The sequence below is a fragment of the Methanobrevibacter gottschalkii DSM 11977 genome, assembly GCF_003814835.1.
Taxonomy (GTDB): domain Archaea; phylum Methanobacteriota; class Methanobacteria; order Methanobacteriales; family Methanobacteriaceae; genus Methanocatella; species Methanocatella gottschalkii.
On the sequence record NZ_RKRG01000002.1, the window covers coordinates 99,037 to 125,330 of the forward strand.

Below are 26,294 nucleotides of genomic sequence, written 5' to 3' on the forward strand. Positions count from 1 at the left end.
GCTGAATAAATAAATTTATATTTGAATAACTTTTAATATTTAGTCATGTTAAGTAATGATTTGGTAAATGGTGTTGAACTGATGCTTCAAAACCCTAAAAAAGCATTAATTGAAATGTCCATACCATTGATTATTTCATTACTCATTACTAGTTTTTACAACTTGATTGATGCTGCTTGGGTTTCTGGTCTTGGTGCTGATGCACTTGCAGGTGTTGGATTTTTTACACCAATTTTCATGATTTTAGTTGGCTTTGGAAATGGATTAGGTTCTGGAGCTGCTTTTGCATTATCCAAATATCTGGGTGGAAATAATAAACAAAAAGCGGATAATGCAGCGATTCATTCAATAATCATTGATCTAATTGCATCATTGATTATAACTCTTGCATTATTAGTTCTATTAAATCCGATATTAAATGCGATGGGTGCGGGTCAAACTATTGGTTATGCTACTGATTATGGCATGATTATCATTTTAGGCTCTGCATTTATTATACTTTCAAATGCATTGTATGGCATTTCAAGAGGAGAAGGGGATACTACCCGTCCAATGTATGCTATAATTGCATCAGCTATTTTAAATATGATTTTGGATCCGATTTTTATTTATAATTTAAATTTAGGTGTTAAGGGAGCCGCTATTGCAACGATTGTTTCATCAGTTTTTGTAATTTTAATTTTATTATACTGGTTTTATATTAAGGGAGATACATATTTAAAACCTAATTTAAGTAATTTTGATTTTAAAAAAGATATTTCAATAGATATAATTAAAGTTGGAGTTCCTGCAAGCATTCAGCTTTTGAATAATGCTTTTTTTGCTGCAGTTTTCTCAGCACTCTTAACATTTGTCGGTTCAACTGATTCGGTTGCAGTCTATTCGACAGGTTGGAGGATAGTTACTATTGGAACAACACCGTTAATAGCTATTGGAACGGCCTTGATTAGTGTAATTGCAGCAAATTATGGTGCAAAAAACTATAAAAACATTCAAATTGTTCATAGGTATGCAATGAAAGTATCAATTGCACTGGCTATTATTGTGGCTATTTTAACAAATGTATTTGCAGGAGATATTTCCTCAGTATTTGCTTCTTCCGGAAGTAGTGTAAGAATAGCTGCAGAGCTTACAGGTTTCCTTTCATGGATTGTAATTTACTATCCAACAATGGCTGTTGGTGTTGCTTCAACTTATGTTTTCCAGGGTATTGGTAAAGGGATTACTGCAATGTTTCAGACAATTATAAGGGAAACAGGTTTCACAATAACTTTTGCAGTATTGTTTGCTGTAGTTTTAAATTATGGTGTATGGGGAGCATGGATGGGTATTGTTTTAGGTGAAATTGTCTCAAATAATCTTACTATGCTTTGGGCGGATTATCTTGTTAAAAAATTAATAGATATTAGTGGTTAAATTCCATTAATATCTTTTAAGTAAATTATTTCGTCGCATATTGTTTCTACTAATGGCATGTCGTGACTTACAATTAGCATTCCCATGTTTCTTTTTTTAACGATTTCAATGACTGATGTTAGGATTTGTACTTGTGTTATCGCGTCTAGCATTGTGGTCATTTCATCGGCTATTATGAATTGTGTTTTTGGGTTTAATGCCCTTAACACGGAGAATCTTTGCAGTTCTCCTCCAGACAGTTCTTGTGGAAATCTTGTCAGCCATGTCTTTTGAATTCCAAATTCTTTTAAGAGGTTATCGTCCGGCATCCATGATTCTTCTAGAATGTGGTTCATTTTCCATTTAGGGTTCATTACTTTTTCCGGATGTTGGAAAATTAATTGCACAGGGCAAAATTCTTTTTTAGGTAGTTCTTTACCGTCTAATGTGACTGCACCCTCAAAATTATTTGTGTATCCTGAGAGGATTTTGCATAGTGTTGATTTTCCGCTTCCGCTGTCTCCGACTAATGCGGTGATTTTGGTGTTGTCGATGCATATGTCTATATCTTTCAATATGTATTTTTTAGTTGAAGGATATTTAAATGAAATATTGCTTCCTTTAAGTTCCATTTTTTAGACCTCCTTCATATTTAAAACATCTGACTTTTTTGTTTCCAAGGTCTGTCAGTTCCGGTCTTTCTTCTTTGCATATTCCCATACGCATTTCGCATCTGTCATAATATGGACATCCTTTAGGGATTTCCCCATGCAATGGTTGGTGTCCTTCTGTCAGTTCAAACCCGTTTGCAGGTAATGCTTTGTATAGTGCTTTTGTGTAGGGGTGTAGGAGGTTTTCTCCGTTTCCTGAGAAGTCTTTGTTTTCTGCAATTTCTATTACGTATCCTGAATAGAATATTCCGATTCTATCAGCTACTTCTAATGCTGCATGAATGTCATGTGTAATTAGCAATACTCCTACTCCATCTTCTTTCATATGCTTGAAATGATTTAATGTTTCTTTGACTGTTTTTTGATCTAATCCTGGTGTTGGTTCGTCTGCTACTACTAGTTTTGGATTGGATAGTAGTGCTGTTGATACAAGTACTCTTCTTGCCATTCCTCCGGAAAGTTGAAAGGGGTACATGTCATCTACTTCAGGACCTAGATTGTAATGTTCAAAAATTTCTCTTTGTTTCTGTTTCTTTTCCTTTTTCTCAGCATCATCTTTAGTTTCACCAATTGCTTGATCTGAAATCTTCATCAAAGGGTCTAGGAAGTTTACTGATTGTGGAATAAGTGCTATTTCTTTTCCACGGATTTCTTCTTTATCTTTTTGTGATAATTCTTTTCCTTTGTATTTTATTGTCCCATTTAAATTTGCATTTTCTGGTAAAATTCCGAATATCGCATGTGCGAGCAAACTTTTTCCAGATCCGCTTGAACCTAGAATGGCTAGTATTTCTCCTTCAAATACATCTAAAGTTAGGTCTGTAATAACTTTCAGATCTCTTTGATTCAAACCTTGCGTATATTGAATAAATGAAATTGATACATTTTCTACATCTAATAATTTCTCCATGATATCACCTTATTCATTTGCACTTGTAGGATCAAGTATCTTTTTAATGTTTTCTCCAGCGATATCGAATAATAATACTAAGATTAATAAAGCGAGTCCTGGGAATAATGCTAACCACCAGTTACCTGTTGCAAGATATTTCATTGATTCAGATAGGATAATACCAATTGCAGGTTCATGAGGTGCTAATCCGAAACCGAGGAATGTTACACTAGCTTCGTGCATAATTGCATGTGGAAATATTAATATGGTTCCAACTATGATTTGAGTAATTACTAAAGGCAATATATGCTTTCTTGCAATCCAAAATTTAGATTTTCCGAATTGTTCAGATAGTTTAACATAATCTGATGTTTTTATTTGTTTAATTTCTGCTCTTAATACTCTTGTGAGTGTGGTCCAGTGAGTAAGTGCTACTCCAACAGTTACACCAAATGCTCCACCACCTAATGAGATTGATATTAAAATGATAAGTAAAATATGTGGTATTGATAAAAATAAATCCACTATCCATGCGACAAATGAATCAAATTTTTTATTAATGCTGCATACAAAGGATAAAATAATTGCAATTAAACTACTTAATATTGATGCTCCGGCACCAATCTGAACACTTAATCCTAATCCTTTCAAAGTACGTATAAACATATCTCTACCTAACCAATCAGTACCAAATAAATGTTCAAATGAAGGAGGTAAATTCATTGCACTAAAATTAGTTGTTATGTCTGTAGAATTAATTAATAAACTTGTTATCATAACAATTATTAATAAAGATACAGTAAGACCAATTGTTAACAATGTCTTTGTTCTTAAATTCATTTTTGAAATTGGACTATAAATGCTTTTATTTGAATTATTCATCTTCTTCACCTTCTCTAATTCTTGGATCTACGAAGTTATAGAGGATATCTGCTATTAAATTTCCACAATAAACGAATATTGCACTAAAAATTACAATTCCTAAAAGAAGAGGCACATCACTTTTTAATCCAGCGGATACTGCTGCTTGTCCAATTCCAGGATATGTAAATATTTGTTCTACAAGTACAGCACCTCCAAATAATTCTGAAAATCCTAAAAATTGGATTGTTATTGCTGGGAGTAGAATATTTCTTATTCCATGTCTTTTAATTAAATTCCAACCACTTTCTCCTCTTGCTTTTGCAAACAAGAAATAATCACTATTCATCACTTCAATTAATTTATCACGGGTATATAAAGTAATTGAGGCTATTCCAACGACACTTAATGTAATCATAGGGAGAATTAATCTGTGTAACCATTCCCAAATAGATACATTTTCACTTAATGTTCCGATGGGTACTCCTAATCCGGTTGGGAACCAACCAAGATATACGCTAAATATCATGAGGAAAAGTAATGCAATCCAAAAAGTTGGTGCAGATTGTAAAATATAACAATATACTTTTATTGCTTTATCAATAATGGTATCTTTTTTAAATCCTGCTATTGTTCCTAATATGAATCCTAAAAGTCCTGAAAATAGCCATGAAGTTAACATTAATACTAAAGATGCAATAAATCTTTCTTTAATAACATCAATAACAGGCATTCTGAAAATTAATGATGTTCCAAAATCGCCTTGCACTATTTTTCCTAACCAACTAATTACTTTTGTTGTTATGGGTTCATTCACCCCCCAATATGCCTCTAAAATAGCTATTTTTTCAGAAGAAACTGATCCAAGAGCACTAATATATGTTTTTACGGGATTTATAGGGGACATGTCAATTAGTATAAAACTTAATATTATAACAAATATGAGTAATATTATAAATCTAATAATTTTCTTACCTAAAAATTTTAAAATCTTTTCATTTTTTAACATAAATACACTCCTATTTTAAATAAAAATGAAAAAAAGTAGTTGAATTATAATAATTCAACTTTTTTTTAATTTGTAGCATTAATTGGAGATATACGAGTCCAATCGTAGATGTTTCCGAATAAGTCTCCACCATGAGGTTGTAATTTGAATGTATCTTTGGAAATATCTAAACTATCATCTACAAAGTATGTGTATTTGATTTCGCTTATCCATAACCATGCTGCATCACCTTTTGGTGAAATGCCTGTTTGACCATCCCATGAAACTGCAGACCAGTCAGCATATGATTGTTCACGTGGTTCAGACATTGCTTTATCAATATGTGAATCTACAGCACTGTTATTTACAAGTGATGGGTTGTTGTATCCAATACCTGCTTGATTACTATAGTATTCTCCGTACATTACATAAGGATCAGTAGAACCGAATCCCCATACAACTGGTTCACTAAATTTGATTTTATCTATTTCATCCCAATTAGAACCTGTTGCATTTATTTCAATACCAAATTCTTTTGCTTGTTCTGAAACTGCTACTGCAATTGCTTGTCTTTCCGGTGCATCTGATGAGTAGTATAGGTTAAATGATGCTTTCTTACCATCTTTTTCTACTATTCCATCACCATCTGTATCTTTCCATCCACCTTTCTTCAAGAAATCTTTAGCTTTGTCAATATCTGCATCTTTGATAGTGGAATCATTATTGTACCATGGTAAGAAATGAGCGATACCATCGTAGTTAGGTACGCCGGCACCGTTTAATGCACCTTTACATATGTCTTCTCTGTTAATACCATAGTTTAATGCTAACCTGATTGATTTATCTGCAGTCACATTATTTCCTAATGCTATGCCATCTTCATTAGTTTCACCAGTATTGTTTTTCATTGGTAATGAAATGCCTCTCACATCATTTGATTCGGATAAAAATGAGTGGTAACCATCTATTGTTTCATTTGCGTAAGATAATGGTACTGCTGCAATATCTAATTCATGATTTTTAGCTGCATTAAATGAAGCTTCATTTTTTTGGAATGATATTGTCAATTTATCAAATTTTGGTTGTTTTCCATAATAGTTTGGATTTTTCTCAAAGATTACTTGTTGACCTTTATCCCATTGTGCAAGTTTGAATGGTCCAGATCCTATTGGGTTACTTCCATAAGTATTATTGTCATATGAATCTGAAGGTACGATACCTACATGTAACAGTTTGTCTGTAAATGTTGAATCTGGTTTATTTAACTTGAATTTAATAGTGGTTTTATTAATTGCACTTACATTATCTAAACTACTTAAATCAATTGTATTTCCAGTACTTTTTGCTTGATTATATGAAAATGCTACATCTTCAGCATCTAATGTTGTGTTGTCAGTAAATTTAACTCCATCTCTGATATTTACAGTATATTCAGTAAAGTTATTATTAGAAGACCAACTTGTAGCTAAATCATTGTCATAGGTCATATTTCTATTCATTTTCATCAAAGTTGATTGAATTAATGGTTCTCCACGGTCTCCCCAACCATACATCGGGTCGTAACCTGTTTCTGGTTCACTGCCATGTACAAAAGCAGAAACTACTAATTCATTATCTGCTCTTGTACTGGTATTTCCTCCACTCATAAAAAGAGTTCCACCAATAATTGCAATTAAAATTAATACTATTATTCCTATAATGTATTTTTGTTCCATTATTTTCGTTCTCCAATTTATTAATAATTAATTTAATTGTCAAATTTTTCTCAATATTTTTGAATAAAAAATCATGACAATTAAATTTTATTTATTATATTATTAATATTTAAATCTTATTGAATAATTTTAAAATAATATTTAATCAATAAAAATTTAAAAAATTTATTTTTCAATTGAAGATACGCGTGACCAATCATATATGTTTCCGAAGATATCTCCTCCGTGAGGTTGTATAAGTTCGGTATTGTTGGATATGTCTAAACTTTCATCTACGAAATATCCGTATTTAATTTCTCCAACCCATAACCATGCTGCATCACCTTTAGGTGAAATACCAGTTTGACCATCCCATGATACAGCAGACCATTCTGCATATGATGATTCACGATCAGATTTCATAGCATTATCAATATGCTTATCTACAGCACTATTGTTAATAAGTGCTGGATTATTATATCCGACAGTTGCTTGGTCACTGTAGTATTCGGACCACATTGTTGACGGGTCAGTTGAACCGAATCCCCATACGACTGGGTCAGTATTTTTAATTTTATCCATTTCATCCCAGTTTGAACCAGTTGCATTAACTTCAATACCAAATTCTTTGGCTTCTTCAGCAATAGTAACTGCAATAGCTTGTCTTTCAGGTGCATTTGATGAGTAATATACATTTATTGATGCTTTCTTACCATCTTTTTCCACTATTCCATCGCCATCAGTATCTTTCCATCCACCTTTTTTCAAGATGTCTTTAGCTTTATCAACATCACCATCATCAATTGCAGATTCATTATTTGCCCATGGCAATAAATGAGCGATACCATCGTAGTTTGGCACTCCTATACCATTTAATGCTCCTTTACATATTGCGGTTCTATTAACACCATAATTTAAAGCTTCTCTTATTGATTTGTCTGCAGTAATGTTGTTGCCTATTGGATTTCCATCTTCGCTTAATTTACCGGTATTGTTCTGTACTGGTAATGAAAGTCCTCTTACATCAATGGTATCCATGAGGTGCATATTGTATCCATCTACAGTTTCATTTGCATAAGACAATGGTACTGCAGCTATATCTACTTCTTTATTTTTAGCAGCATTGAATGCAGCTTCATTTTGTTCGAATAAAATTGTTAATTTATCGAATTTTATCTCTTTTCCATAGTAATCTGGGTTTTTCTCTAAGATTACTTGTTGGCCTTTGTCCCATTGTACGAATTTAAATGGTCCGGATCCTATTGGATTTGCACCATAGGTTTCATTGTTGTATGAATCAGATGGCACAATACCAATGTATGCAAATTTATCTACGAAAGTGGAATCTGGTCTGTTTAATTCAAATTTAATAGTTTGTTTGTCTACTGCAGTTGCATTTTCCATACTACTTAAATCTAAGCTTGCTCCACTTTTTTTAGCTTCGTTGTATGTGAATGCTACATCTTCTGCATCTAAAGTAGTGTTGTCTGTGAATTTAACATCGTCCCTGATTTTTACTGTATATTCTGTAAAATCACTATTTGCTTCCCAGCTTTTAGCTAAATCATTTTCATATTCCATTCCTCTTGTCATTTTTAACAAAGTGGACTGGATTAAGGGTTCTGAGTAGTAGTTCCATCCAAGTATTGGATCAAAACCAGCTTCTGGTTCTCCACCATGACTGTAAGCCGCCACTATAAGCTCATTGTCTGCTCGTTCAGTAGATGGGCCTCCGATTAGGATAGCTCCACCAACAATTGCAATTAAAATAACTGCGATTATTCCTATAATGTATTTTTGTTCCATTATGCTTGTTCTCCAATTTTTTAATAATTGTAATTGTCTTACTTTTTTTAGTGTAAATAATAAAAAAAATAATAACAATTAAGTATAATTTATTATTATATCATTATTTAAATTTTATTAAATAATATAAAAAAAGTATTACTAATCTTTTATTTACTTATATAATAAGTAATAATATTTTAGGAAAATAAAGTTCAATTGATAAACTGCTTTGCCATTTTTATGAGCATTTTTTCGATTTGATGTGTAATATAAAAGCAAATTCTATGAAAAATATTCTTTATTTTACAATTGAAGTTTTATTCATGTTTATTGATAATTAATTTTTGAGTTTGACAGATATTATTGAGTGAAAAATAATGATTTTTATTTTTATGATTATTGTGTATTAAAATTGAAAAATTAAGCAGTTTTAATCAGATTCAATAAATTCAATATTTGGTTTAAACTTATTATAAAGATTTATTTTGATTATATTTAGGCACTTTCAAAAACTTGTGTGATTTAAATATCTGCAAGTTTTTTATTCAAAACATTTTCTTAATATTTTGGAGTTATTTTTATAATTTAAAGCTAATTAATCCGTTATTTTGAAAAATTTAAATGAATTGATTAACCGAAAAATTAGTTATCACACAAGTTTTTGAAATAGCCTATATTTCAAAAAACATAAATTGTTAAACTGGAGTTTAACGTATTTTTTGTGTATTATTCGATTATAAAATTAATTGATATTAGTGGTTAAATTCCATTAATATCTTTTAAGTAAATTATTTCGTCGCATATTGTTTCTACTAATGGCATGTCGTGACTTACAATTAGCATTCCCATGTTTCTTTTTTTAACGATTTCAATGACTGATGTTAGGATTTGTACTTGTGTTATCGCGTCTAGCATTGTGGTCATTTCATCGGCTATTATGAATTGTGTTTTTGGGTTTAATGCCCTTAACACGGAGAATCTTTGCAGTTCTCCTCCAGACAGTTCTTGTGGAAATCTTGTTAGCCATGTTTTTTGAATTCCAAATTCTTTTAAGAGGTTATCGTCCGGCATCCATGATTCTTCTAGAATGCGGTTCATTTTCCATTTAGGGTTCATTACTTTTTCAGGATGTTGGAAAATTAATTGCACAGGGCAAAATTCTTTTTTCGGCAACTTGTTATTATTTAATGTAACTTCGCCTTCGAAGTTTTGCACATATCCTGCTAATATTTTGCATAGTGTTGATTTTCCGCTTCCGCTGTCTCCGACTAATGCGGTGATTTTGGTGTTGTCGATGCATATGTCTATATCTTTTAATATGTATTTTTTAGTTGAAGGATATTTAAATGAAACGTTGTTTCCTTTAAGTTCCATTTTTTAGACCTCCTTCATATTTAAAACATCTGACTTTTTTGTTTCCAAGGTCTGTCAGTTCCGGTCTTTCTTCTTTGCATATTCCCATACGCATTTCGCATCTGTCATAATATGGACATCCTTTAGGGATTTCCCCATGCAATGGTTGGTGTCCTTCTGTCAGTTCAAACCCGTTTGCAGGTAATGCTTTGTATAGTGCTTTTGTGTAGGGGTGTAGGAGGTTTTCTCCGTTTCCTGAGAAGTCTTTGTTTTCTGCAATTTCTATTACGTATCCTGAATAGAATATTCCGATTCTATCAGCTACTTCTAATGCTGCATGAATGTCATGTGTAATTAGCAATACTCCTACTCCGTCTTCTTTCATATGCTTGAAGTGGTTAAGAGTTTCCATTACTGTTTTTTGATCTAATCCTGGTGTTGGTTCGTCTGCTACTACTAGTTTTGGATTGGATAGTAGTGCTGTTGATACAAGTACTCTTCTTGCCATTCCTCCGGAAAGTTGAAAGGGGTACATGTCATCTACTTCGGGACCTAGATTGTATTGTTCAAAAATTTCTCTTTGTTTCTGTTTCTTTTCCTTTTTTTCTTCTTCATTTTCTGTCTGTCCTATGGATTGATCTGATATTTTCATTAAGGGATCTAGGAAGTTTACTGATTGTGGAATAAGTGCTATTTCTTTTCCACGGATTTCTTCTTTATCTTTTTGTGATAATTCTTTTCCTTTGTATTTTATTGTCCCATTCAAATTTGCATTTTCTGGTAAAATTCCGAATATCGCATGTGCGAGCAAACTTTTTCCAGATCCGCTTGAACCTAGAATGGCTAGTATTTCTCCTTCAAATACATCTAAAGTTAGGTCTGTAATAACTTTCAGATCTCTTTGATTCAAACCTTGCGTATATTGAATAAATGAAATTGAAACATTCTCCACGTCCAATAATTTTTCCATTAAATCACCTTTTTGATTTCAAATGATAACTTTTAAATACTAATTTGTACTTTATCAATATTAAACTTATTCAAAAATTATAAAAAAGTATTACTAATTGATTAAATTATTTGTAATTCGTAATACTTTTTTTAAAGGTGTATTACTATGGATGTTATAATTAAAGAATTAGGTAAAAATTCAAAAGAAATTGCTGAAGTTCAGGAATTTTTATTTAAAATGATTAAATTGGAATTTGGTTATGATTATGTTCCTCAATGGCATCAGGATATTATTAATCTTGAAAAATATTATATTGATCCAAAAAGAAATAATTTTTTTATTGCGTATACTAAAACTGGTGAAATTATAGCTACAATTGGTATTAGGGCATATGATAAAGATTTTCCAGAATTTAGGCATTTGTACTCTATAGATAATACTTCAAGTATTTGGCGATTATTTGTCGATAGAAGATATAGACGTTGTGGTTTAGCTTCTAAAATGTTTGGTATAGTGGAAAATTTTGCTAATACATTAGGTTATGATAATATTTATTTACATACTCATAAAACATTGGATGGTGCAATTGAATTCTGGACAAAAATGGGTTTTGTTGTTGCATTAGATTCTAATGATGAGTTAGAAACAGTTCATATGGATAAAAAGATTCAAGGAGTAAACATTAGTGATAATATTGTTGATTATAAATATGCAGTAAAATTATGATTTTTTAATATATTTTTGAGTGTATGGGCAAGCATATATGCATTTTCCACATACTGTATCGGATTTTCCTAAATTCTCTTTTGATATTTTCAATGCATATTTTTCACATTTTTTATCATCATAAAAATCTGTACGATTAATTTTATAGTTCCATTTTTTTCCGCTTATTGCTCCTCCAAAACATGCAGTTTTACATTCCATACATTTTCCACATTTTGATTTAAGTATGGGTTTTCCCGGATTTAATGGGGCGTCAGTTAAAACAGAACTTAATCTTAGAGCACAACCATGTTTTTCTGTAATTAATAGTGCTGATTTTCCAATCCATCCAATTCCTGCACGTGTTGCAATAGTTTTATGAGGTAATTCAAATGAATTAAATTCACCAAAATCATATCCAAGGCGTTTTTTTGTTTGCGCATATGCATTATATCCTCTTTCAATTAAAAACTCTTCACATTTCATACCTAATTCATCTAATTTGAGATTTAAATTTATCAGTTCATTAAGATATTCTTTGGTGGGTGCATTTTGCATTTGCCTTAGGGTTTCTTTTTGATATGTGATGTAAAAAACCACTCCTTTATTTAAATTTTTTTTGGGAGTAAAATTGGTTATGTCTGCAAAACCTACTTCATCAGCACCTTGGTCTGTTAGATATTGCTTTAATTTAAGAGATAGGCTCATAGGTTTATTTCCGTTTAATTTATTATATAAATTTAATTTTTGTATTACTTGGTTAAAATTTTTAAAATTTATTTTATTTAATTATTTTTTATTTTTTTATTATTTTGAAGCATTTTTATGATTTATTATTAAATATATTCTATTTATACCAATATTTTTATAAATAATTTTTATTTTTAAAGTATACCTTAAAAGTAATAAATATTTTTTTATATGTCATGTGGGCATAAATAATATTAATATTAAAATAATATAATAAAGTATTACTTTATAGTCATTTTTTTACTAAAAAGTATTACTTCAATTTTAATATTATGTTAATTATGGTGAATATTTATGGATAAAAAGATAATAATTGGCGCGATTGTAGTGGTGTTGGTTGTTATTATTGGTGCTTTTGCATTTATGGGCGGGTCTCATGACAGTGATCCAACTCATTTAACTGTAGCTGCACACAGTAATATTAAAGAACCTGAGGCGGGGTTTAATCCGCTTACTGGTTGGGGATGTGGACACCAAAACTATAATCCATTAGTTCAAAGTTGTTTATTTAAAACGGATAAAAATGGAAGTATTGTTCCAGATCTTGCTACTGGTTATTCAGTAAGTGGGGATGGTAAAACTTGGACTGTTAATGTTAGGGATGATGTTAAATTTTCAGATAACTCTACTTTTGATGCAGAAGATGTGGCATTTACATTTAATACAGCAAAACAAACTGAATCTGAGTTGGATTTAACAAATATTGCAAATGTTACTGCAGTAAATAACACATGTGTTAAATTTAATTTAGTTGAAGCTAGATCAACCTTTATTTATGATTTGAGATATCTTGGAATTGTGCCTTCTGATTCATATGATAATTCTACTTATGGAGAGAATCCTATTGGTACTGGACCTTATGTATTGGATCATTGGGATAAAGGTCAACAAGCTATATTTAAAATCAATGATAATTATTATGGTGATAAACCGTACTTTACTCAAATTACCTTATTATTCCCTGAAGAAGCTACATGGTTAGAATTAGCTAAATCTGGTGAAATAGATGTAGTTCCTGTTGCAACTTCTGCATTGAATCAAACAGTAGATGGATATCAATTTATTGAGAAATCAGCAGGCAGAGCACAGGGTGTATCTTTACCATATCTTAATGATACTGGAATTATGTATAATGGTACTATGAAAGTTGGTAACAATGTGACTGCGGATAAATCAATTAGAGAAGCTTTAAATGTTGGTATTAATCGTCAAACTATGTGTGATGAAATTTTTGCAGGACATGCTTCTCCTGAATTTACTGGTGTTGATACAAGAACTTATGCAAATCCTGATGCTAAAGTAGCTGATGGGGATGTATCAAAAGCAAAACAAATCTTGAAAGATGGTGGCTGGACTGATACTGATGGCGATGGAATTGTCGAGAAAAATGGTTTGAAAGCATCATTTGACTTATATTATCCTCCAGATTATTTGGATAGACAATCAATGTCTACTGTTTTTGCCGAACAAGCAAAAGAATTAGGTATTGAAGTTAAACTTGTAGGTGCTGATTGGGATACAATTTATAAAAATCTATATAGTTCAGCAGCTTTAATGCAACAAACTTCTCCAGATCCATACAAATCAATTTATCAGCAATATCACAGCAAAGAAATGGATGGATTCTATATGAATCCTAACTTATATAATAATTCCGCTTCTGATAGATTAATGGATGAAGCTATGCATACTAGTGATCTTAACCAGGCTGATTCATTATGGTCTCAATCTGCCCTTGTTAATGGTGGAGGTTGGGGTCCTGCTGGAGACGCTCCATGGGTATGGATTGCTAATTATGATTATAATTACTTCATTAAAGACGGTATTGATATTGGTAAACAACCAGATGGTTTAGGAAATGATGTTTTGATTAATATATGTGATTGGTCAAGAACCAATTCCACAGCTTAATTATTTCATTTTTCCTTTTTTTTATTTTTAAATTGTATTTGGGGGTTTTATTTTGAATAAAAATCAATTATTAAAATTTTTTGGTTACAAGTTAATACGTTTTCTAATATTGATGATTGCAGTTTCAATATTCAGTTTTGTATTATTAGATTTATCCCCTATAGATCCTGTAAATGCGTATTTAAAACAAGCTGCAGTATCAGAAGCTCAAAGACAAATACTTCAGGAGTATTTTGGTACAAATGTCCCATTAACAACTAAAATATTTCATTGGTTAATTGATTTATTTCAAGGTAATTTAGGCACTTCTTTAATATATCGTGCTCCAGTTGTCGACATTATTTTAGAAAAAGCTTCTGCTTCTATCGTGCTGATGGCGATTTCATGGTTATTAAGTGGAATCATCGGATTTTTGTTAGGGGTTGTTGCAGGTAAAAATAAGGGATCCTGGATTGATAAAGCAGTAAAAGTTTATTGTTATGCAATTCAGTCTGCCCCATCCTTTTGGGTTGGTATGCTTATTTTAATGGTATTTGCAGTTTATTTGGGATGGTTTCCAATTGGATTTGGTGTTCCAATTGGTGTTAGAAGTACAGATGTAACATTTGCAGAGTGGGCAACAAGATTGGTACTTCCTACTTTGACATTGAGTTTAGTTGGTTTAGCACCAATTGCAATGTATACACGTAATGAATTAATTCAAGTTTTATCTTCTGATTTTGTATTATTTGCTAAATCTAGGGGAGAAAAAGGTTGGAATTTAGTAAAAAATCATGGCATAAGAAATATATTATTGCCTGCAATAACATTACAATTTTTATCATTTAGTGAATTATTTGGTGGTGCCGTTTTAGTTGAGCAAGTATTCTCTTATCCGGGTATTGGTCAAACAGCTGTTGCAGCAGGTCTTCAAAATGATGTGCCATTATTTTTGGGTATTGTACTATTCAGTGCTATATTTGTATTCGTAGGCAATCTACTCGCCGATCTTTCATACTATTTGATTGATCCAAGAATTAAGGAGAAGGAGTTCAATGATTAAAAAAGCTGACGATAAAAAGCAATGGTTTTTATATCCTGCAAATCTTAGAACAAAAACTATTGTAATTATTATTCTTTCGGCATTGGTTATTCTAAGCATTTTTATTTCTGGTTATTTTATAAGAGATATTCCAACAAGTTTTATTAATGCAAATCAAATGCCTTCCTTAGAACATCTCTTTGGTACCGATTGGATGGGTAGGGACATGTTTCAAAGAACTATTGCAGGTCTCGGATTAAGTCTGATGGTTGGTTTTATTGCATCTATTGTTAGTACTGTTATTTCTATTATTTTAGGATTATTTTCAAGTTTTAATAAATTCACCGATGAATTTGTTGCCGGAATTATTGATCTGTTTGGTTCAATACCTCATATTCTTTTAATTATTCTTATTTCTATGATGTTTGGTGGAGGAGTAATTGGAGTAGTGATGGGTGTAGGTTTAACTCACTGGACGCCGCTTGCAAGAGTTTTAAGATCTGAAGTTAAAGAAATCAGGACAAAAGAATACATTTCCTTAGCAGAGAATTTAGGAAAATCAAAAATGTGGATAGCAATAAAACATATTTTACCATTAGTTATATCTCAGATTATTGTTGGTGTTATTCTAATGTTTCCTCATGCAATCATGCATGAAGCTGCAATTACATTCCTTGGTTTTGGTTTGCCTCCACATGAGCCAGCTATTGGTGTAATTTTATCTGAATCAATGAATTATTTATCCTCTGGATATTGGTGGTTAGCATTTTATCCGGGTATGTCATTATTGATTGTTGTATTACTGTTTGATTTTATCGGAGAAAATGTTGAAAAATTATTAAATCCTGAAACTGCTCAGGAATAAAAAAATTTAATTTCCCTATTTTTATTTTTTTTTATTTAATTGTAAATTGATTTTTTATTAGGTTCTTTTTTTTAAAACGGTTATTTTGAGATGATTGTTTTTTTCTGTGAAATGGATTTGAAACGGTTCATTCTAATGATTTATATTCAGTTAAACTATGCTTTCTTAATATATTTTTGGGTAAATGTGCAAGCATAAATACATTTTCCACATATTGTCTTTTCGTCTCCTAAATTTTCTTTTGATACTTTTAATGCATATTTTTCACATTTTTTATCATCATAAAAATCATTCCGGTTGAGTTTATAATTCCATTCTGTTCCACTTATTGCTCCTCCAGAACATGCATTTTTACATTCCATACATTTTCCACATTCAGATTTAATTGTTGGGAGTCCTGTTTTTATTGGGGCGTCAGTTAAAACAGAAGATAATCTTAAAGCACTGCCATATTTTTTTGTAATTAAAAGTGCTGATTTTCCAATCCATCCTATTCCTGCACGTGTTGCAATAGTTTTATGAGGTAATTTAAATGAATTGTGTTCTCCAAAGTCATTCCCAAGTCTTTGTCTTGTTTGTGCATATGCATTATAACCATATTTAATTAGGAATTCTTCACATTTCATGCCTAATTCATCTAATTTGTAATTAATTTTATCATATTCTTCATTATATTCTTTAGTTGGTGCATTTTTCATATTTCTAATAGTTTCTTTTGGATAAGTTATGTAAAAAACGATTCCGTTGTTTAAACCTGTTATTGGAGTAAAATTAATAATATCTGCAAAACCAACTTCAGTAGCTCCATTTTTAATTAAATATTTCCTTAATTTTTGAGTTAAATCCATATTGCTAATTATTATTTTATATTATATATTGGTTGTGTCGTATTTTGATTAAATTTGTAATGATACTTATTTTTCCTAAATCTTTATTTAGATTGTTTAAAATATTAATATTGATGAAAAGAACAGCACTAAAAATTGGATATATTGGAACTAATTTTCATGGTTTTCAACGTCAACCTGACCTGCGAACAGTTGAAGAAGAATTAATATATCATCTACGTAAACTTAATTATATTGATGATTTGAAAAAGTCTAGATTTAGAATAGCCGGTAGAACTGATGCTGGTGTTCATAGTTTAGGTAATGTGATTAGTTTTCAGTCTGAAAAAGATGTTAGGATAAATGAGATTAATAATTCTCTACCTGATGATATTCAAATCCTTGCTAGTGCACCTGTACGTTATGCATTTAAGCCTAGATATGCACAAATGAGACAATATAGATATATGTTATTTCAAGATTTGGATATTGATAAATTAAAAGAATGTGCTGATATTTTTAAAGGAACTCATGACTTTACTAATTTTACAAAAAGATTCCAAAAAACAACTACAAGAACTATTGATGATATTAAAATCAAAAAATTTGATTTGGAAGATTATCACAAAAAAGGATTCCCAAACCTTCATGATACACTATCCCCAATTTTTGTTGATATTTATGGCGAGTCATTCTTATGGAATATGGTAAGGAAAATGATGAGGGTTTTTGTGGATGTGGCTATTGGTAAAATGGATTTGGATGAGGTTGAAAGACTACTAAATCCTGAAGAAAATGAATCAAGAGCTAATATTAAGGTTATGGAAGCAGAATATTTAATTTTAATGAATATTCAATATGATGGAATCAAATTCAGATATGATGACTATGCTTGTGAGAGATTTAAACGTGATTTAGTTGATTCTTTATCGGATTTACAAAAAAGATATGCAATCAGGGAGTCTATGATAAAAAGTCTACAGGATTTGCATGAATGGTAAATGTGGACTCATTGCAGTTTGTTCATAGTTAAAAAATTATTTTCTTAATTTTTTTTGCACATTGCTGTTGCAGCAATATTTTATTAATATATAATATTTCTGAAGTCTTATAATTATCAAAATATTCATTTTTCGCTATGCATCACTTGATTTTGCCAATATTCTCATGTTAGTTTGGATTATGCAAGAGCATTTTTCGTCTTCATTTATTAAATTATCAAGCTATCAAAAATACCTCATTAAAAATTAAAAAGAATTTTTAATGATTAATTTATAAATATAATAATATTATGAAAATAGCTACTATTTTGGGAACTCGGCCTGAGATTATTAAGATGGCTCCTATTATTGATGAGATTTCTAAAAGGAATATTGATCAAATCGTTTTGCATACAGGCCAGCATTATGATGAGGAGATGTCTGATACTTTTTTTAGGGATTTGGATATTAGGACTCCGGATTATAATATTCAGGTGGGTTCCGGAACACATGGGAAACAGACAGGTTTAATGATGAAAGGTATTGAGAAGGTTCTTCTTGATGAAAAGCCGGACATCGTCTTGGTTCAAGGGGATACAAATGCGGTTTTAGCAGGTGCTCTTGTCGCATCTAAATTGCATATTGCAATAGGCCATGTTGAAGCCGGACTCAGATCTTTTGATATGACAATGCCTGAAGAAATAAACCGTAGGGCTGCTGATGTATGCTCAACAATGTATTTTATACCAACAGCCGAATCCGCTATTAATCTTTTAGCTGAGGGGTATTCGAGAAAAAATTTATTCATAACTGGAAATACTGTGGTTGATGCTTGTTTTAGACATCTGAAAATTGCTAAAAAAAGAGGAATTAAAGAAAAATCTCTTAAAGAATTAAATATTGATAAAATGGACAATATTTTAACTTTAACAATGCATAGGGCAGAAAATGTGGATGTTAAGGAAAGGGTTGTCGGTATCATTGAAGCATTAAAAGAATTAGATGATGCGGATATTATTTTTCCAATTCATCCAAGGACAAAAAATACACTTGAAAAATTTGGATTATTTGATGAATTAAATAATTTGGAGCATGTTCATATCATAAAACCATTGGGTTATCTTGATTTCTTACTTTTAACTTCTGCTTCAACTTTAATTTTAACCGATTCAGGCGGTCTTCAAGAGGAGGCAATAACATTAAGTGTTCCTTCTTTAACATTGAGATATAATACTGAAAGACCGGAAACGGTAACTGCAGGAGGAAATATTCTTGTAGGGTCAGATAGGGAAGCTATTGTATCTAATGCCCGTAAAATTCTTGATAATAAAAATTTTGCAGATAAAATGAAAAATGCTATAAACCCATATGGTCAAGGGGATTCTGCAAAATTAACTGTAGATGCAATTGAAGATTATCATGCTCGCGGATTATTGGATATTGTTGCACCTGAGGATATAATGAATTCATTTAAAAGAAAAATGAAAAACATTCGTGAAGATATTTCTGTTAAAGATTTTGAAAGAAAAGAGAATGCACTTGTTCACATGGTTTTTGATGGGAAAAATATGCAATTTCCCACTGATGAGTTGAATTTAAATGGTATGGTGATTAATTATGACAAAAGAGAATGAATCTATATTGGTATTTGAATACTTCACTGCTTCTGGTGAAAAGGATAAATGCATTATTTCTGAAGCTGAAGCGTTATTATTTTCACTTTTAGATGATTTAAAAGAATTCAACGTTGATTTGATTATTAATGAATCTTATGGCAGTGTTGTAAAAAATTATGGTAATGTAAATCCAATCTTAATTAATCAGGATGTAGTTTCATGGCTTGAAGAGAATGCAGATCAATTTAATAAAGCTATTTTTATCTCAGCAGAAAACAATAATAATCTCTACAACATTACTAAGATTTTAGAAGAAAATGATGTGAAGATATACAATTCTTCAGCTGAAGCTTGCTTAAAGTCATCTGATAAATATGAAACTTATGAAGCATTACCGAATACAATTCCTCAACCAAGATCATTTAGATTTAAAATTGATTCTAAAGGCTATTGGAAAAGAGCAATTGAAAATTTACATGAAAGATGGCAAGCTGAAGATCCATTAACTCCTCTTAAATTAATAATAAAACCATTAATGGGTGTGGACTGTGAGGATATTGTAATCATAGAGAAAATCGAAGATTTAACTTTGGACTTGGATAAAATTTTTACACCAGGCTCTCGTGTTCTTGTTCAGGAATATATTGAAGGAAGCGATATTAGTGTTAGCTTAATCTCAGATGGTAAAAATGCCCTTCCAATAAGTTTGAATGAACAGTATGTTGAATTGAAAGAGAATAAAGGAATTTATATGGGTGGAAGATTGCCTTTTGAGTCTAAATTTAAAGATGAAGCATTTGATATTGCAACCAAGGCGATTGAATCTATAGAGGGGATGAAAGGTTTTGTCGGTGTTGACTTAAGAATTAATTCGGATGAAAAGGATATTTATTCCCTTTATTTACTTGAAATTAATTCAAGATTTACAACGCCTTATGTTGGATTAAGCAAAATAGCTAATTTTAACATAAGTAAAACAATAATTGATCTGATTGATGGAAATATCAATATTGGTGATTTGGACATTTCGTTAGATGGTGAAATCGAATTTAAAAAGTCAGGAAATTCATTAGAAATTAGGAGAATATAAAATGAAGGTGGCAGGATTTGATATTGGTGGTGCGAACACTGATTTAGCAGTCATCGACTTTGATGGTGAGGAAATTAAAAATATTGAAGTTGATTTTGCATATCTTCCAATGTGGAGTAATAATGATGATTTATCACGAGTTTTAACTGAATTAATCGAAAATATTTGTCCAGTTTCTGAAATTGATGCTGTAGGCATTTCAATGACGGCAGAACTTGTTGATGCATATGATACTAAAAAAGATGGAGTTTTGGATGTAGTTAAAAAATGTGAAAAAACATTTGATTGTCCGATAGCATATGTGGGGATTGATGGGATGTTGTCAAAAGAAGAAATCATTAAAACTCCACTAAAAGCAGCAGCTGCTAATTGGATTGCAACTGCTCAAATTGCAACATTGATTTCTGATAACTGTATTTTTATTGACACCGGCAGTACAACAACTGATATTATACCGATTAAAGATGGAGTTGAATGTGCAATTGGAAAATCCGACTTTGATAGGTCTGCTACTGGAGAATTAGTATACACAGGTACCTTAAGAACTAATTTAACAAGTTTTTTAGATAAAATTGAATTAAATGGAAAAGAATATCGTGTAGCTAGTGAATTATTTGCACAAACTGCTGATGTGTATACTGTTTTGGACTTGATTACTGAAGAGGATTATGTTTGTGATACTTTTGATGGGGAAGGCAAATCAAAAATTGAATGTGCAAAAAGAATAGCTCGTGTAGTATGTGCTGATCTGGAAATGATGACTATGGATGAGATTGTTGGCATGTCTAAATTCATTCACCAAAAACAAGTTGAACAAATCGCTGATGGTTTGAAACAAGTAGTTGAAACTCAAAACTTGGATTTGATTGTTACAACCGGTCTTGGAAAAGATATTCTGGATAAAAAAGCGGCAGAACTGTTGGGTTTGGAAGTCAAATCTATGGGGGATATATTGACTGATGAAGAGTGTGTTGTTGCACCAGCTATTGGAACTTCTGTAATGATGAATAAATATTTAAATTAAAGATTATTATTTTAATCTTTTTTCAGAATTAGTACCAAACGTCTTTTATACCAAGTAGATATGCACAGGTATTTGCTATTAAATGTATAACTAATGTTAATATGATTGATATTGCAATAAATAATAAATCTATTTTTACAACTAATGAAACTAGAATTAATGCAATTATTAAGAAATCTAATTGATCCAATAATGGAGCAGGTTTTCCACGACCAATACCTAATCTTCTTTTTAAAAAACTGCCCATTGCATCACCTAATAGGGCTCCAAAACCAAGTAAAAATCCTATTAATATCCCACTGTTAATGTTTGTTACTATTGGAGTTATTATGTATTGTCCATAAGCTGGAAGTATATGCGGAGCAATAAATCCTTGCACGATACCGGTTATAATCCCAATAATGGTTCCTGCGAATAATCCTCTCCAGGTTACTCCATCTCCAATCCATCGAATACCGTACCTATCAGATTTTGCAAAATCAACAGGCATTCCTCCACCAAATAATAATCCCGCACCGTTTGAAAAGTATGCCGGAAGTATGAAATATAGCGTTGTAACACATGCAATAAGTAATATTTGAATATTAATAGTCATTTAATTTATCTCCAAATTATATTTTATGTAAAAACTACTATATATTAATTAAGTTTAAATATTACAATTATTTAAATATAATAATAATATATAAGTTTACTATAATAATTGAAGAATTATTAATGAGGGTGATTTTTTTTGAAAATTAAAAGTACAAAAAGTTTATGCCCTGAGTGTGGTAAACCAATTGATGCAGAAGTTTATGATGAAGATGGTAAAGTTTTCATTAAAAAAACTTGTGATGAGCATGGTGAGTTTATTAACACTTATTGGGGTGATGATGAATTGTATAATAGGGCTAATAACTATCTTCCATCAATAACTTCTATTGAAAATCCATGCATTGAGGATACTGCTAGTTGCCCTAGTAATTGTGGTTTATGTTCAAAACACGAAACATCAACTGTTTTAGGTTTAATCGATGTAACAAATAGATGTAATTTAAGATGCCCTGTTTGTTTTGCTAATGCGGCTGCTGCAGGATATGTATATGAGCCTACACAAGATGAAATTAGGCAAATGCTTAAGAACCTAAGGAATCTAAAACCAAATCCAACTCCTGCTATACAATATGCCGGTGGAGAACCAACGGTTAGAAAAGACATTGTTGAACTTATTGCAATGGCCAAAGAAGAAGGTTTTACTCATGTTCAAATAGCTACTAATGGAATAAGGCTGGCTAAAAGGGAAAACTTGGCTAAAGATTTAAAAGCGGCTGGGTTAAACACAGTTTACTTGGCATTTGATGGGGTAACTCCAGAACCTTATATTAATAATCGGGGTAAAGATTTACTTCCATTTAAATTAGAGGCAATTGAAAATTGTAGAAAAGCAGGTTTAGGTGTTGTACTGGTTCCTACATTAATTAAAGGAATTAATGATCATCAAATTGGTGAAATAATTAAATTTGCATTTGATAATAATGATATTATTTATGGAGTTAATTTCCAGCCTGTTTCATTCTCTGGAAGAACTCCTGCTGATCAAGTTGAAGCTCAAAGAATTACAATTCCCGACTTTGTTAAAATCATTGAAGAACAGACTGAAGGTCAAGTTAAAACCACTGATTTCTATCCGCCATCTGCTGTTGAACCAGTTGCAAGATTCATCTCTGCACTTGATGGTGAAGAAAGACCACCAGTTACATTAAACTGCCACCAGCACTGTGGTGTAGGTACTTATGTGTTTAGAGAAAAGACTGAAGGGTCTGGAAGAGATAAATTAATTCCAATTACAAATTTTATTGATGTTGAAGGATTATTTGAAAAATTAGATGAATATGCAGATAAACTTATTGAAGGTAAGTTTGGTGCTCGCAAGAAAGTTATAGCTAGTGTTACTAAAAACCTTCCAAAATTAATACATCCTAGTAAAACTCCGGATTACTTAGATATTAAGAAGATTTTATTTGATGTATTTGCTAAAAGGTCTTACAGTGCATTAGGGGATTTTTCTAAAGACGCAATGCTTATTTCATGTATGCATTTCATGGATCCATTTAACTTTGATGAAGACAGGGTTAAAAAATGTGTTATCCATTATGCAACTCCGGATGGTAGAATTATTCCATTCTGTACCATGAATTCAATATATCGTCAAAGTGTTGAGCAAAATTTTGCAAAACCTTTAAAACAAAAAAAAGAATAATTTAATTTTTAAATCACCTTAACTTATTTTGTATTTGGAAAAATCCCAAATACTCATTTTTTCAATTCAATTTTATTGTGATGTTTATGGATATTATTAAAGGAAAAACATGGACTTTTGGGGAGAATATTGATACTGATGTTATTATCCCCGGAAGATATTTAAGAACATTCAATCCACAAGATTTAGCTGATCATGTCCTAGAAGGTGAAAGGCCGGATTTTACACAGAATGTCCAAAAAGGAGATATTATTGTTGCTGATGAAAACTTTGGCTGTGGTTCATCAAGAGAACAAGCACCAGTAGCTATTAAAACAGCAGGTGTTAGTGCAATCGTTGCAAAATCATTTGCAAGAATTTTTTATAGAAATGCAATTAATATTGGGCTGCCAGTTATTGTTAGTGATATTGAAGCTGAAGATGGGGATGTAATAAGTATTGATCTGTCTGAAGGCAAATTGGTTAATGAAACTACTGGTGATAGCAAAAATTTTGAACCGTTCAAAGAGTTCATGTTAAATATATTGGAAGATGGTGGTTTAGTTAATCATTATCTTAATGAATCTGATTAAGGAGGCATAAAAAATGGAATGTCCAATTTGTGGTTCTGATAATGTTGAAATTTTAAACGCAAAACAAAAATCATCTAAAAAAAAGCTTATGGAGGAATATTTATTAAAATGTGAAGACTGTGGTCATGTTTTTAAAGATATTTTCTCTGCAAAAAAACCTAAACCTTATAGGTTAATTATTTCTGCACATGATAAGTCTCATAAAACCACTATTGATTTATCACCAAGCGATGAACTTAAAAGTGGTGATGTCCTACTTTCTGATTTAGGTCAAGTTGAAGTGACCAGTATTGAAGTTGGGGATAAAAGAGTAAATAAAGCAAAAATTGAAGATATTAATACTATATGGGCAGCATCTACTGAAATTCCGGCACGTATAGGTTTTTCAGTAGATTTGCACGGCGAAGTTGATTCTTACAAATTAGATTTGGAAAGGGATTTTGAAATAGCCCCTGGTGATATTGTTAAAATAGACAAACACATTGTAAAAGTTCATGTTATTAAAACTAAAGATAGAAAATTAACTTCTGGATTTGCAAAAGCGGAAGTTATAAAAAGAGTTTATTCAAAACCAGTTAAATTTAATAATTTTGATTATGATTTGACTAAGGACATATTTAAGAAAACTAAAAAATCTTCCTAGAGTGAAAATAAAATGAAAGTATATATTGAATCTTACGGTTGCACATTTAATAAAGCTGATGGACAGATTATAGCAGGTAATCTACAAGAAAATGATATTGATATTGTAGGGTCTATGGAAGAAGCAGATGTTATTATTGTAAATACATGTTATGTTAAGTTACCTACTGAAAATAAAGTTACTTATAGAATTCAAAAGCTTCAAAACGATTTTCCAGATAAAAAAATCATCGTTGGTGGATGCATGGTCGAAATCGACCCTGAAAAATTGGATAAAGTTGCTCCTAATGCTTCATGGATTGGACCTCATCAGTTAAATAAATCTGCAGAGGTTGTTAAATCCACATATTGTGGTGAAGTCGTTCGTGAGTCCGGATTTTCAAAGGAGTCTAAAGTTGATGTTCCTAAAGTCATGGATGATAGTCTGATTCATATTATCCAAATATGTGAAGGTTGTTTGGGTGCATGCACATTCTGTTGCACACGTTTTGCTCGTGGACCATTGAATAGCTATCCTATTGAAGATATTAAGGAAGAAGCAAGAAAAGCTATTGAACAGGGTGCCTGTGAAATTCAGCTTACCGCACAAGATACTGCAGCGTTCGGTAAAGATAGTGGTGAAAAACTATCTGATTTAATCAAAGAAGTGGCTAATTTAGATGGGGATTTTCGTATTCGTGTTGGAATGATGCATCCTAAAAATATTTTAAATGATGTTGATGAAATCATCGATGCGATGAAACATCCGAAGGTATATAATTTCATCCATTTGCCTATTCAAAGTGGAAGTGATAAAGTTTTATCAGACATGAGGAGAGGGCATAGTGTTAATCAATATCTTGATATTGTCTCAAAATTTAAAAGTGAAATTCCTAGTTTAACTTTGGCTGTTGATATTATTGTGGGTTATCCAACTGAAAGTGAGGAGGATTTTAATTTAACTGTTGAATTACTTGAAAAAATAAAACCAAGTTTAATTCATTTATCAAAATATCAACACAGAAAAGGTGCAGTTTCTTCTTCACTTCCTGAAATTCCTCATGAAACTATGAAGAGAAGATCAAAATTTTTATCTGAGATTAAATCAAAAATAACTGAAGAAGAAAATAAAGAATTAGTTAATTCCAATCAGAAAGTCTTAGTCATTGAAAAAGGTTCTAAAGGAGGATTTATTGCAAAAACTAATTCTTATATTCCTGTAATTGTTGATAATGTTAGCTTAGGAACTTTTGTTGACGTAAAAATAACTGATGCAACTGCTACTTATCTTAAAAGTGAATTATTGGGATAATTTTTTTTATTTTTTTATTTATCTTATTTTTCCATATTGATGTTACTTTTTTCCTTAATTTTTTATAATACTTATAATTTTTTCCTAAATCTGAAAGTATATTCTGATAGGTGATAAGTTATAATATAAGGGTGAAATAAGCATTTTTACCGATACCTTTATAT

At 31.1% G+C, this 26,294-nt stretch carries 24 protein-coding genes; 13 read left to right on the top strand and 11 right to left on the bottom strand.

Features of this window, described 5'->3' with window-relative positions:
* Window positions 1-45: 45 nt before the first annotated feature.
* Window positions 46-1,416 carry an MATE family efflux transporter gene (locus EDC42_RS04165; protein WP_069574467.1) on the top strand — a complete coding sequence of 457 codons (1,371 nt, stop codon included), beginning with the start codon at window positions 46-48 and terminating at the stop codon, window positions 1,414-1,416.
* Here EDC42_RS04165 and EDC42_RS04170 read toward each other — a convergent pair.
* The 8 genes from EDC42_RS04170 to EDC42_RS04205 all read right to left on the bottom strand — a co-directional run bounded on the left by EDC42_RS04170 (window position 1,413) and on the right by EDC42_RS04205 (window position 10,612).
* Window positions 1,413-2,027, bottom strand: a complete 615-nt coding sequence (locus EDC42_RS04170) for an ABC transporter ATP-binding protein (RefSeq protein ID WP_123833396.1) — start codon at window positions 2,025-2,027, stop codon at window positions 1,413-1,415. The genes EDC42_RS04165 and EDC42_RS04170 overlap by 4 nt on opposite strands.
* Window positions 2,017-2,976, bottom strand: a complete 960-nt coding sequence (locus EDC42_RS04175; RefSeq protein WP_091699183.1) for an ABC transporter ATP-binding protein — start codon at window positions 2,974-2,976, stop codon at window positions 2,017-2,019. The genes EDC42_RS04170 and EDC42_RS04175 overlap by 11 nt, the downstream gene beginning before the upstream one ends.
* A gap of 9 nt (window positions 2,977-2,985) precedes the next feature.
* The gene (locus tag EDC42_RS04180) at window positions 2,986-3,840 is read right to left on the bottom strand and encodes an ABC transporter permease (protein WP_091699185.1); all 855 of its coding nucleotides are present in this window, start codon (window positions 3,838-3,840) and stop codon (window positions 2,986-2,988) included.
* Window positions 3,833-4,828, bottom strand: coding sequence for an ABC transporter permease (locus EDC42_RS04185; RefSeq protein WP_091699187.1), 996 nt, complete (start codon window positions 4,826-4,828; stop codon window positions 3,833-3,835). Before EDC42_RS04185 ends, EDC42_RS04180 begins: the two co-directional genes overlap by 8 nt.
* Before the next feature lie 65 nt (window positions 4,829-4,893).
* A complete protein-coding gene (locus EDC42_RS04190; RefSeq protein ID WP_123833397.1) occupies window positions 4,894-6,522 on the bottom strand; it encodes an ABC transporter substrate-binding protein in 1,629 nt (542 codons plus the stop codon).
* A 165-nt stretch (window positions 6,523-6,687) separates the two neighbouring features.
* A complete protein-coding gene (locus tag EDC42_RS04195) occupies window positions 6,688-8,307 on the bottom strand; it encodes an ABC transporter substrate-binding protein (RefSeq protein ID WP_123833398.1) in 1,620 nt (539 codons plus the stop codon).
* A 741-nt stretch (window positions 8,308-9,048) separates the two neighbouring features.
* Window positions 9,049-9,663 (bottom strand): ABC transporter ATP-binding protein, encoded by a 615-nt coding sequence (locus tag EDC42_RS04200; protein ID WP_123833399.1) that lies wholly within the window; start codon window positions 9,661-9,663, stop codon window positions 9,049-9,051.
* Window positions 9,653-10,612, bottom strand: coding sequence for an ABC transporter ATP-binding protein (locus tag EDC42_RS04205; protein WP_123833400.1), 960 nt, complete (start codon window positions 10,610-10,612; stop codon window positions 9,653-9,655). Before EDC42_RS04205 ends, EDC42_RS04200 begins: the two co-directional genes overlap by 11 nt.
* 147 nt (window positions 10,613-10,759) lie before the next feature.
* On the opposite strand from EDC42_RS04205, the gene EDC42_RS04210 reads away from it, so the two are divergent.
* A complete protein-coding gene (locus EDC42_RS04210) occupies window positions 10,760-11,320 on the top strand; it encodes a GNAT family N-acetyltransferase (RefSeq protein WP_069574756.1) in 561 nt (186 codons plus the stop codon).
* On the opposite strand, the gene EDC42_RS04215 is transcribed toward EDC42_RS04210, so the two are convergent.
* Window positions 11,315-12,007 carry a 4Fe-4S double cluster binding domain-containing protein gene (locus EDC42_RS04215; RefSeq protein WP_069574757.1) on the bottom strand — a complete coding sequence of 231 codons (693 nt, stop codon included), beginning with the start codon at window positions 12,005-12,007 and terminating at the stop codon, window positions 11,315-11,317. The two genes, EDC42_RS04210 and EDC42_RS04215, sit on opposite strands and share 6 nt — an antisense overlap.
* A gap of 336 nt (window positions 12,008-12,343) precedes the next feature.
* On the opposite strand from EDC42_RS04215, the gene EDC42_RS04220 reads away from it, so the two are divergent.
* From EDC42_RS04220 to EDC42_RS04230, 3 genes are read left to right on the top strand one after another with little or no spacing between them, the layout of a single operon-like run.
* Window positions 12,344-13,960: an ABC transporter substrate-binding protein gene (locus tag EDC42_RS04220; RefSeq protein WP_069574758.1), complete on the top strand. Its 1,617-nt coding sequence runs from the start codon at window positions 12,344-12,346 to the stop codon at window positions 13,958-13,960.
* Window positions 13,961-14,009: 49 nt separating this feature from the next.
* Window positions 14,010-15,002 (top strand): ABC transporter permease, encoded by a 993-nt coding sequence (locus EDC42_RS04225; RefSeq protein WP_069574759.1) that lies wholly within the window; start codon window positions 14,010-14,012, stop codon window positions 15,000-15,002.
* Entirely contained in the window at window positions 14,995-15,846 is an 852-nt protein-coding gene (locus EDC42_RS04230; protein WP_069574760.1) for an ABC transporter permease, read from the top strand. The genes EDC42_RS04225 and EDC42_RS04230 overlap by 8 nt, the downstream gene beginning before the upstream one ends.
* A 155-nt stretch (window positions 15,847-16,001) precedes the next feature.
* Here EDC42_RS04230 and EDC42_RS04235 read toward each other — a convergent pair whose 3' ends face one another.
* Window positions 16,002-16,694: a 4Fe-4S double cluster binding domain-containing protein gene (locus EDC42_RS04235; RefSeq protein ID WP_069574761.1), complete on the bottom strand. Its 693-nt coding sequence runs from the start codon at window positions 16,692-16,694 to the stop codon at window positions 16,002-16,004.
* 113 nt (window positions 16,695-16,807) lie between these two features.
* On the opposite strand from EDC42_RS04235, the gene truA reads away from it, so the two are divergent.
* From truA to EDC42_RS04255, 4 genes are all read left to right on the top strand, one after another.
* On the top strand, window positions 16,808-17,674 hold the full coding sequence (gene truA, locus EDC42_RS04240) for a tRNA pseudouridine(38-40) synthase TruA (protein WP_069574806.1): 867 nt from the start codon (window positions 16,808-16,810) through the stop codon (window positions 17,672-17,674).
* Window positions 17,675-17,964: 290 nt separating this feature from the next.
* Window positions 17,965-19,287, top strand: a complete 1,323-nt coding sequence (gene wecB / locus EDC42_RS04245) for a non-hydrolyzing UDP-N-acetylglucosamine 2-epimerase (protein WP_069574762.1) — start codon at window positions 17,965-17,967, stop codon at window positions 19,285-19,287.
* On the top strand, window positions 19,271-20,359 hold the full coding sequence (locus tag EDC42_RS04250; protein ID WP_233144881.1) for an ATP-grasp domain-containing protein: 1,089 nt from the start codon (window positions 19,271-19,273) through the stop codon (window positions 20,357-20,359). Before wecB ends, EDC42_RS04250 begins: the two co-directional genes overlap by 17 nt.
* 1 nt (window position 20,360) lies before the next feature.
* Window positions 20,361-21,383, top strand: coding sequence for a hydantoinase/oxoprolinase family protein (locus tag EDC42_RS04255; protein WP_069574764.1), 1,023 nt, complete (start codon window positions 20,361-20,363; stop codon window positions 21,381-21,383).
* Between the two features lie 28 nt (window positions 21,384-21,411).
* Here EDC42_RS04255 and EDC42_RS04260 read toward each other — a convergent pair whose 3' ends face one another.
* Window positions 21,412-21,978 (bottom strand): CDP-2,3-bis-(O-geranylgeranyl)-sn-glycerol synthase, encoded by a 567-nt coding sequence (locus EDC42_RS04260; protein ID WP_069574765.1) that lies wholly within the window; start codon window positions 21,976-21,978, stop codon window positions 21,412-21,414.
* 138 nt (window positions 21,979-22,116) lie between these two features.
* Between EDC42_RS04260 and tes the strand changes: the two genes are divergently transcribed.
* The 4 genes from tes to EDC42_RS04280 all read left to right on the top strand — a co-directional run bounded on the left by tes (window position 22,117) and on the right by EDC42_RS04280 (window position 26,130).
* On the top strand, window positions 22,117-23,625 hold the full coding sequence (tes, locus tag EDC42_RS04265; protein WP_069574766.1) for a tetraether lipid synthase Tes: 1,509 nt from the start codon (window positions 22,117-22,119) through the stop codon (window positions 23,623-23,625).
* A gap of 86 nt (window positions 23,626-23,711) precedes the next feature.
* Window positions 23,712-24,197 carry a homoaconitase small subunit gene (hacB, locus tag EDC42_RS04270; protein WP_069574767.1) on the top strand — a complete coding sequence of 162 codons (486 nt, stop codon included), beginning with the start codon at window positions 23,712-23,714 and terminating at the stop codon, window positions 24,195-24,197.
* Window positions 24,198-24,210: 13 nt separating this feature from the next.
* Window positions 24,211-24,840, top strand: coding sequence for an HVO_0476 family zinc finger protein (locus EDC42_RS04275; protein WP_069574768.1), 630 nt, complete (start codon window positions 24,211-24,213; stop codon window positions 24,838-24,840).
* Window positions 24,841-24,852: 12 nt separating this feature from the next.
* Entirely contained in the window at window positions 24,853-26,130 is a 1,278-nt protein-coding gene (locus EDC42_RS04280; RefSeq protein WP_069574769.1) for a tRNA (N(6)-L-threonylcarbamoyladenosine(37)-C(2))-methylthiotransferase, read from the top strand.
* Window positions 26,131-26,294 lie beyond the last annotated feature (164 nt).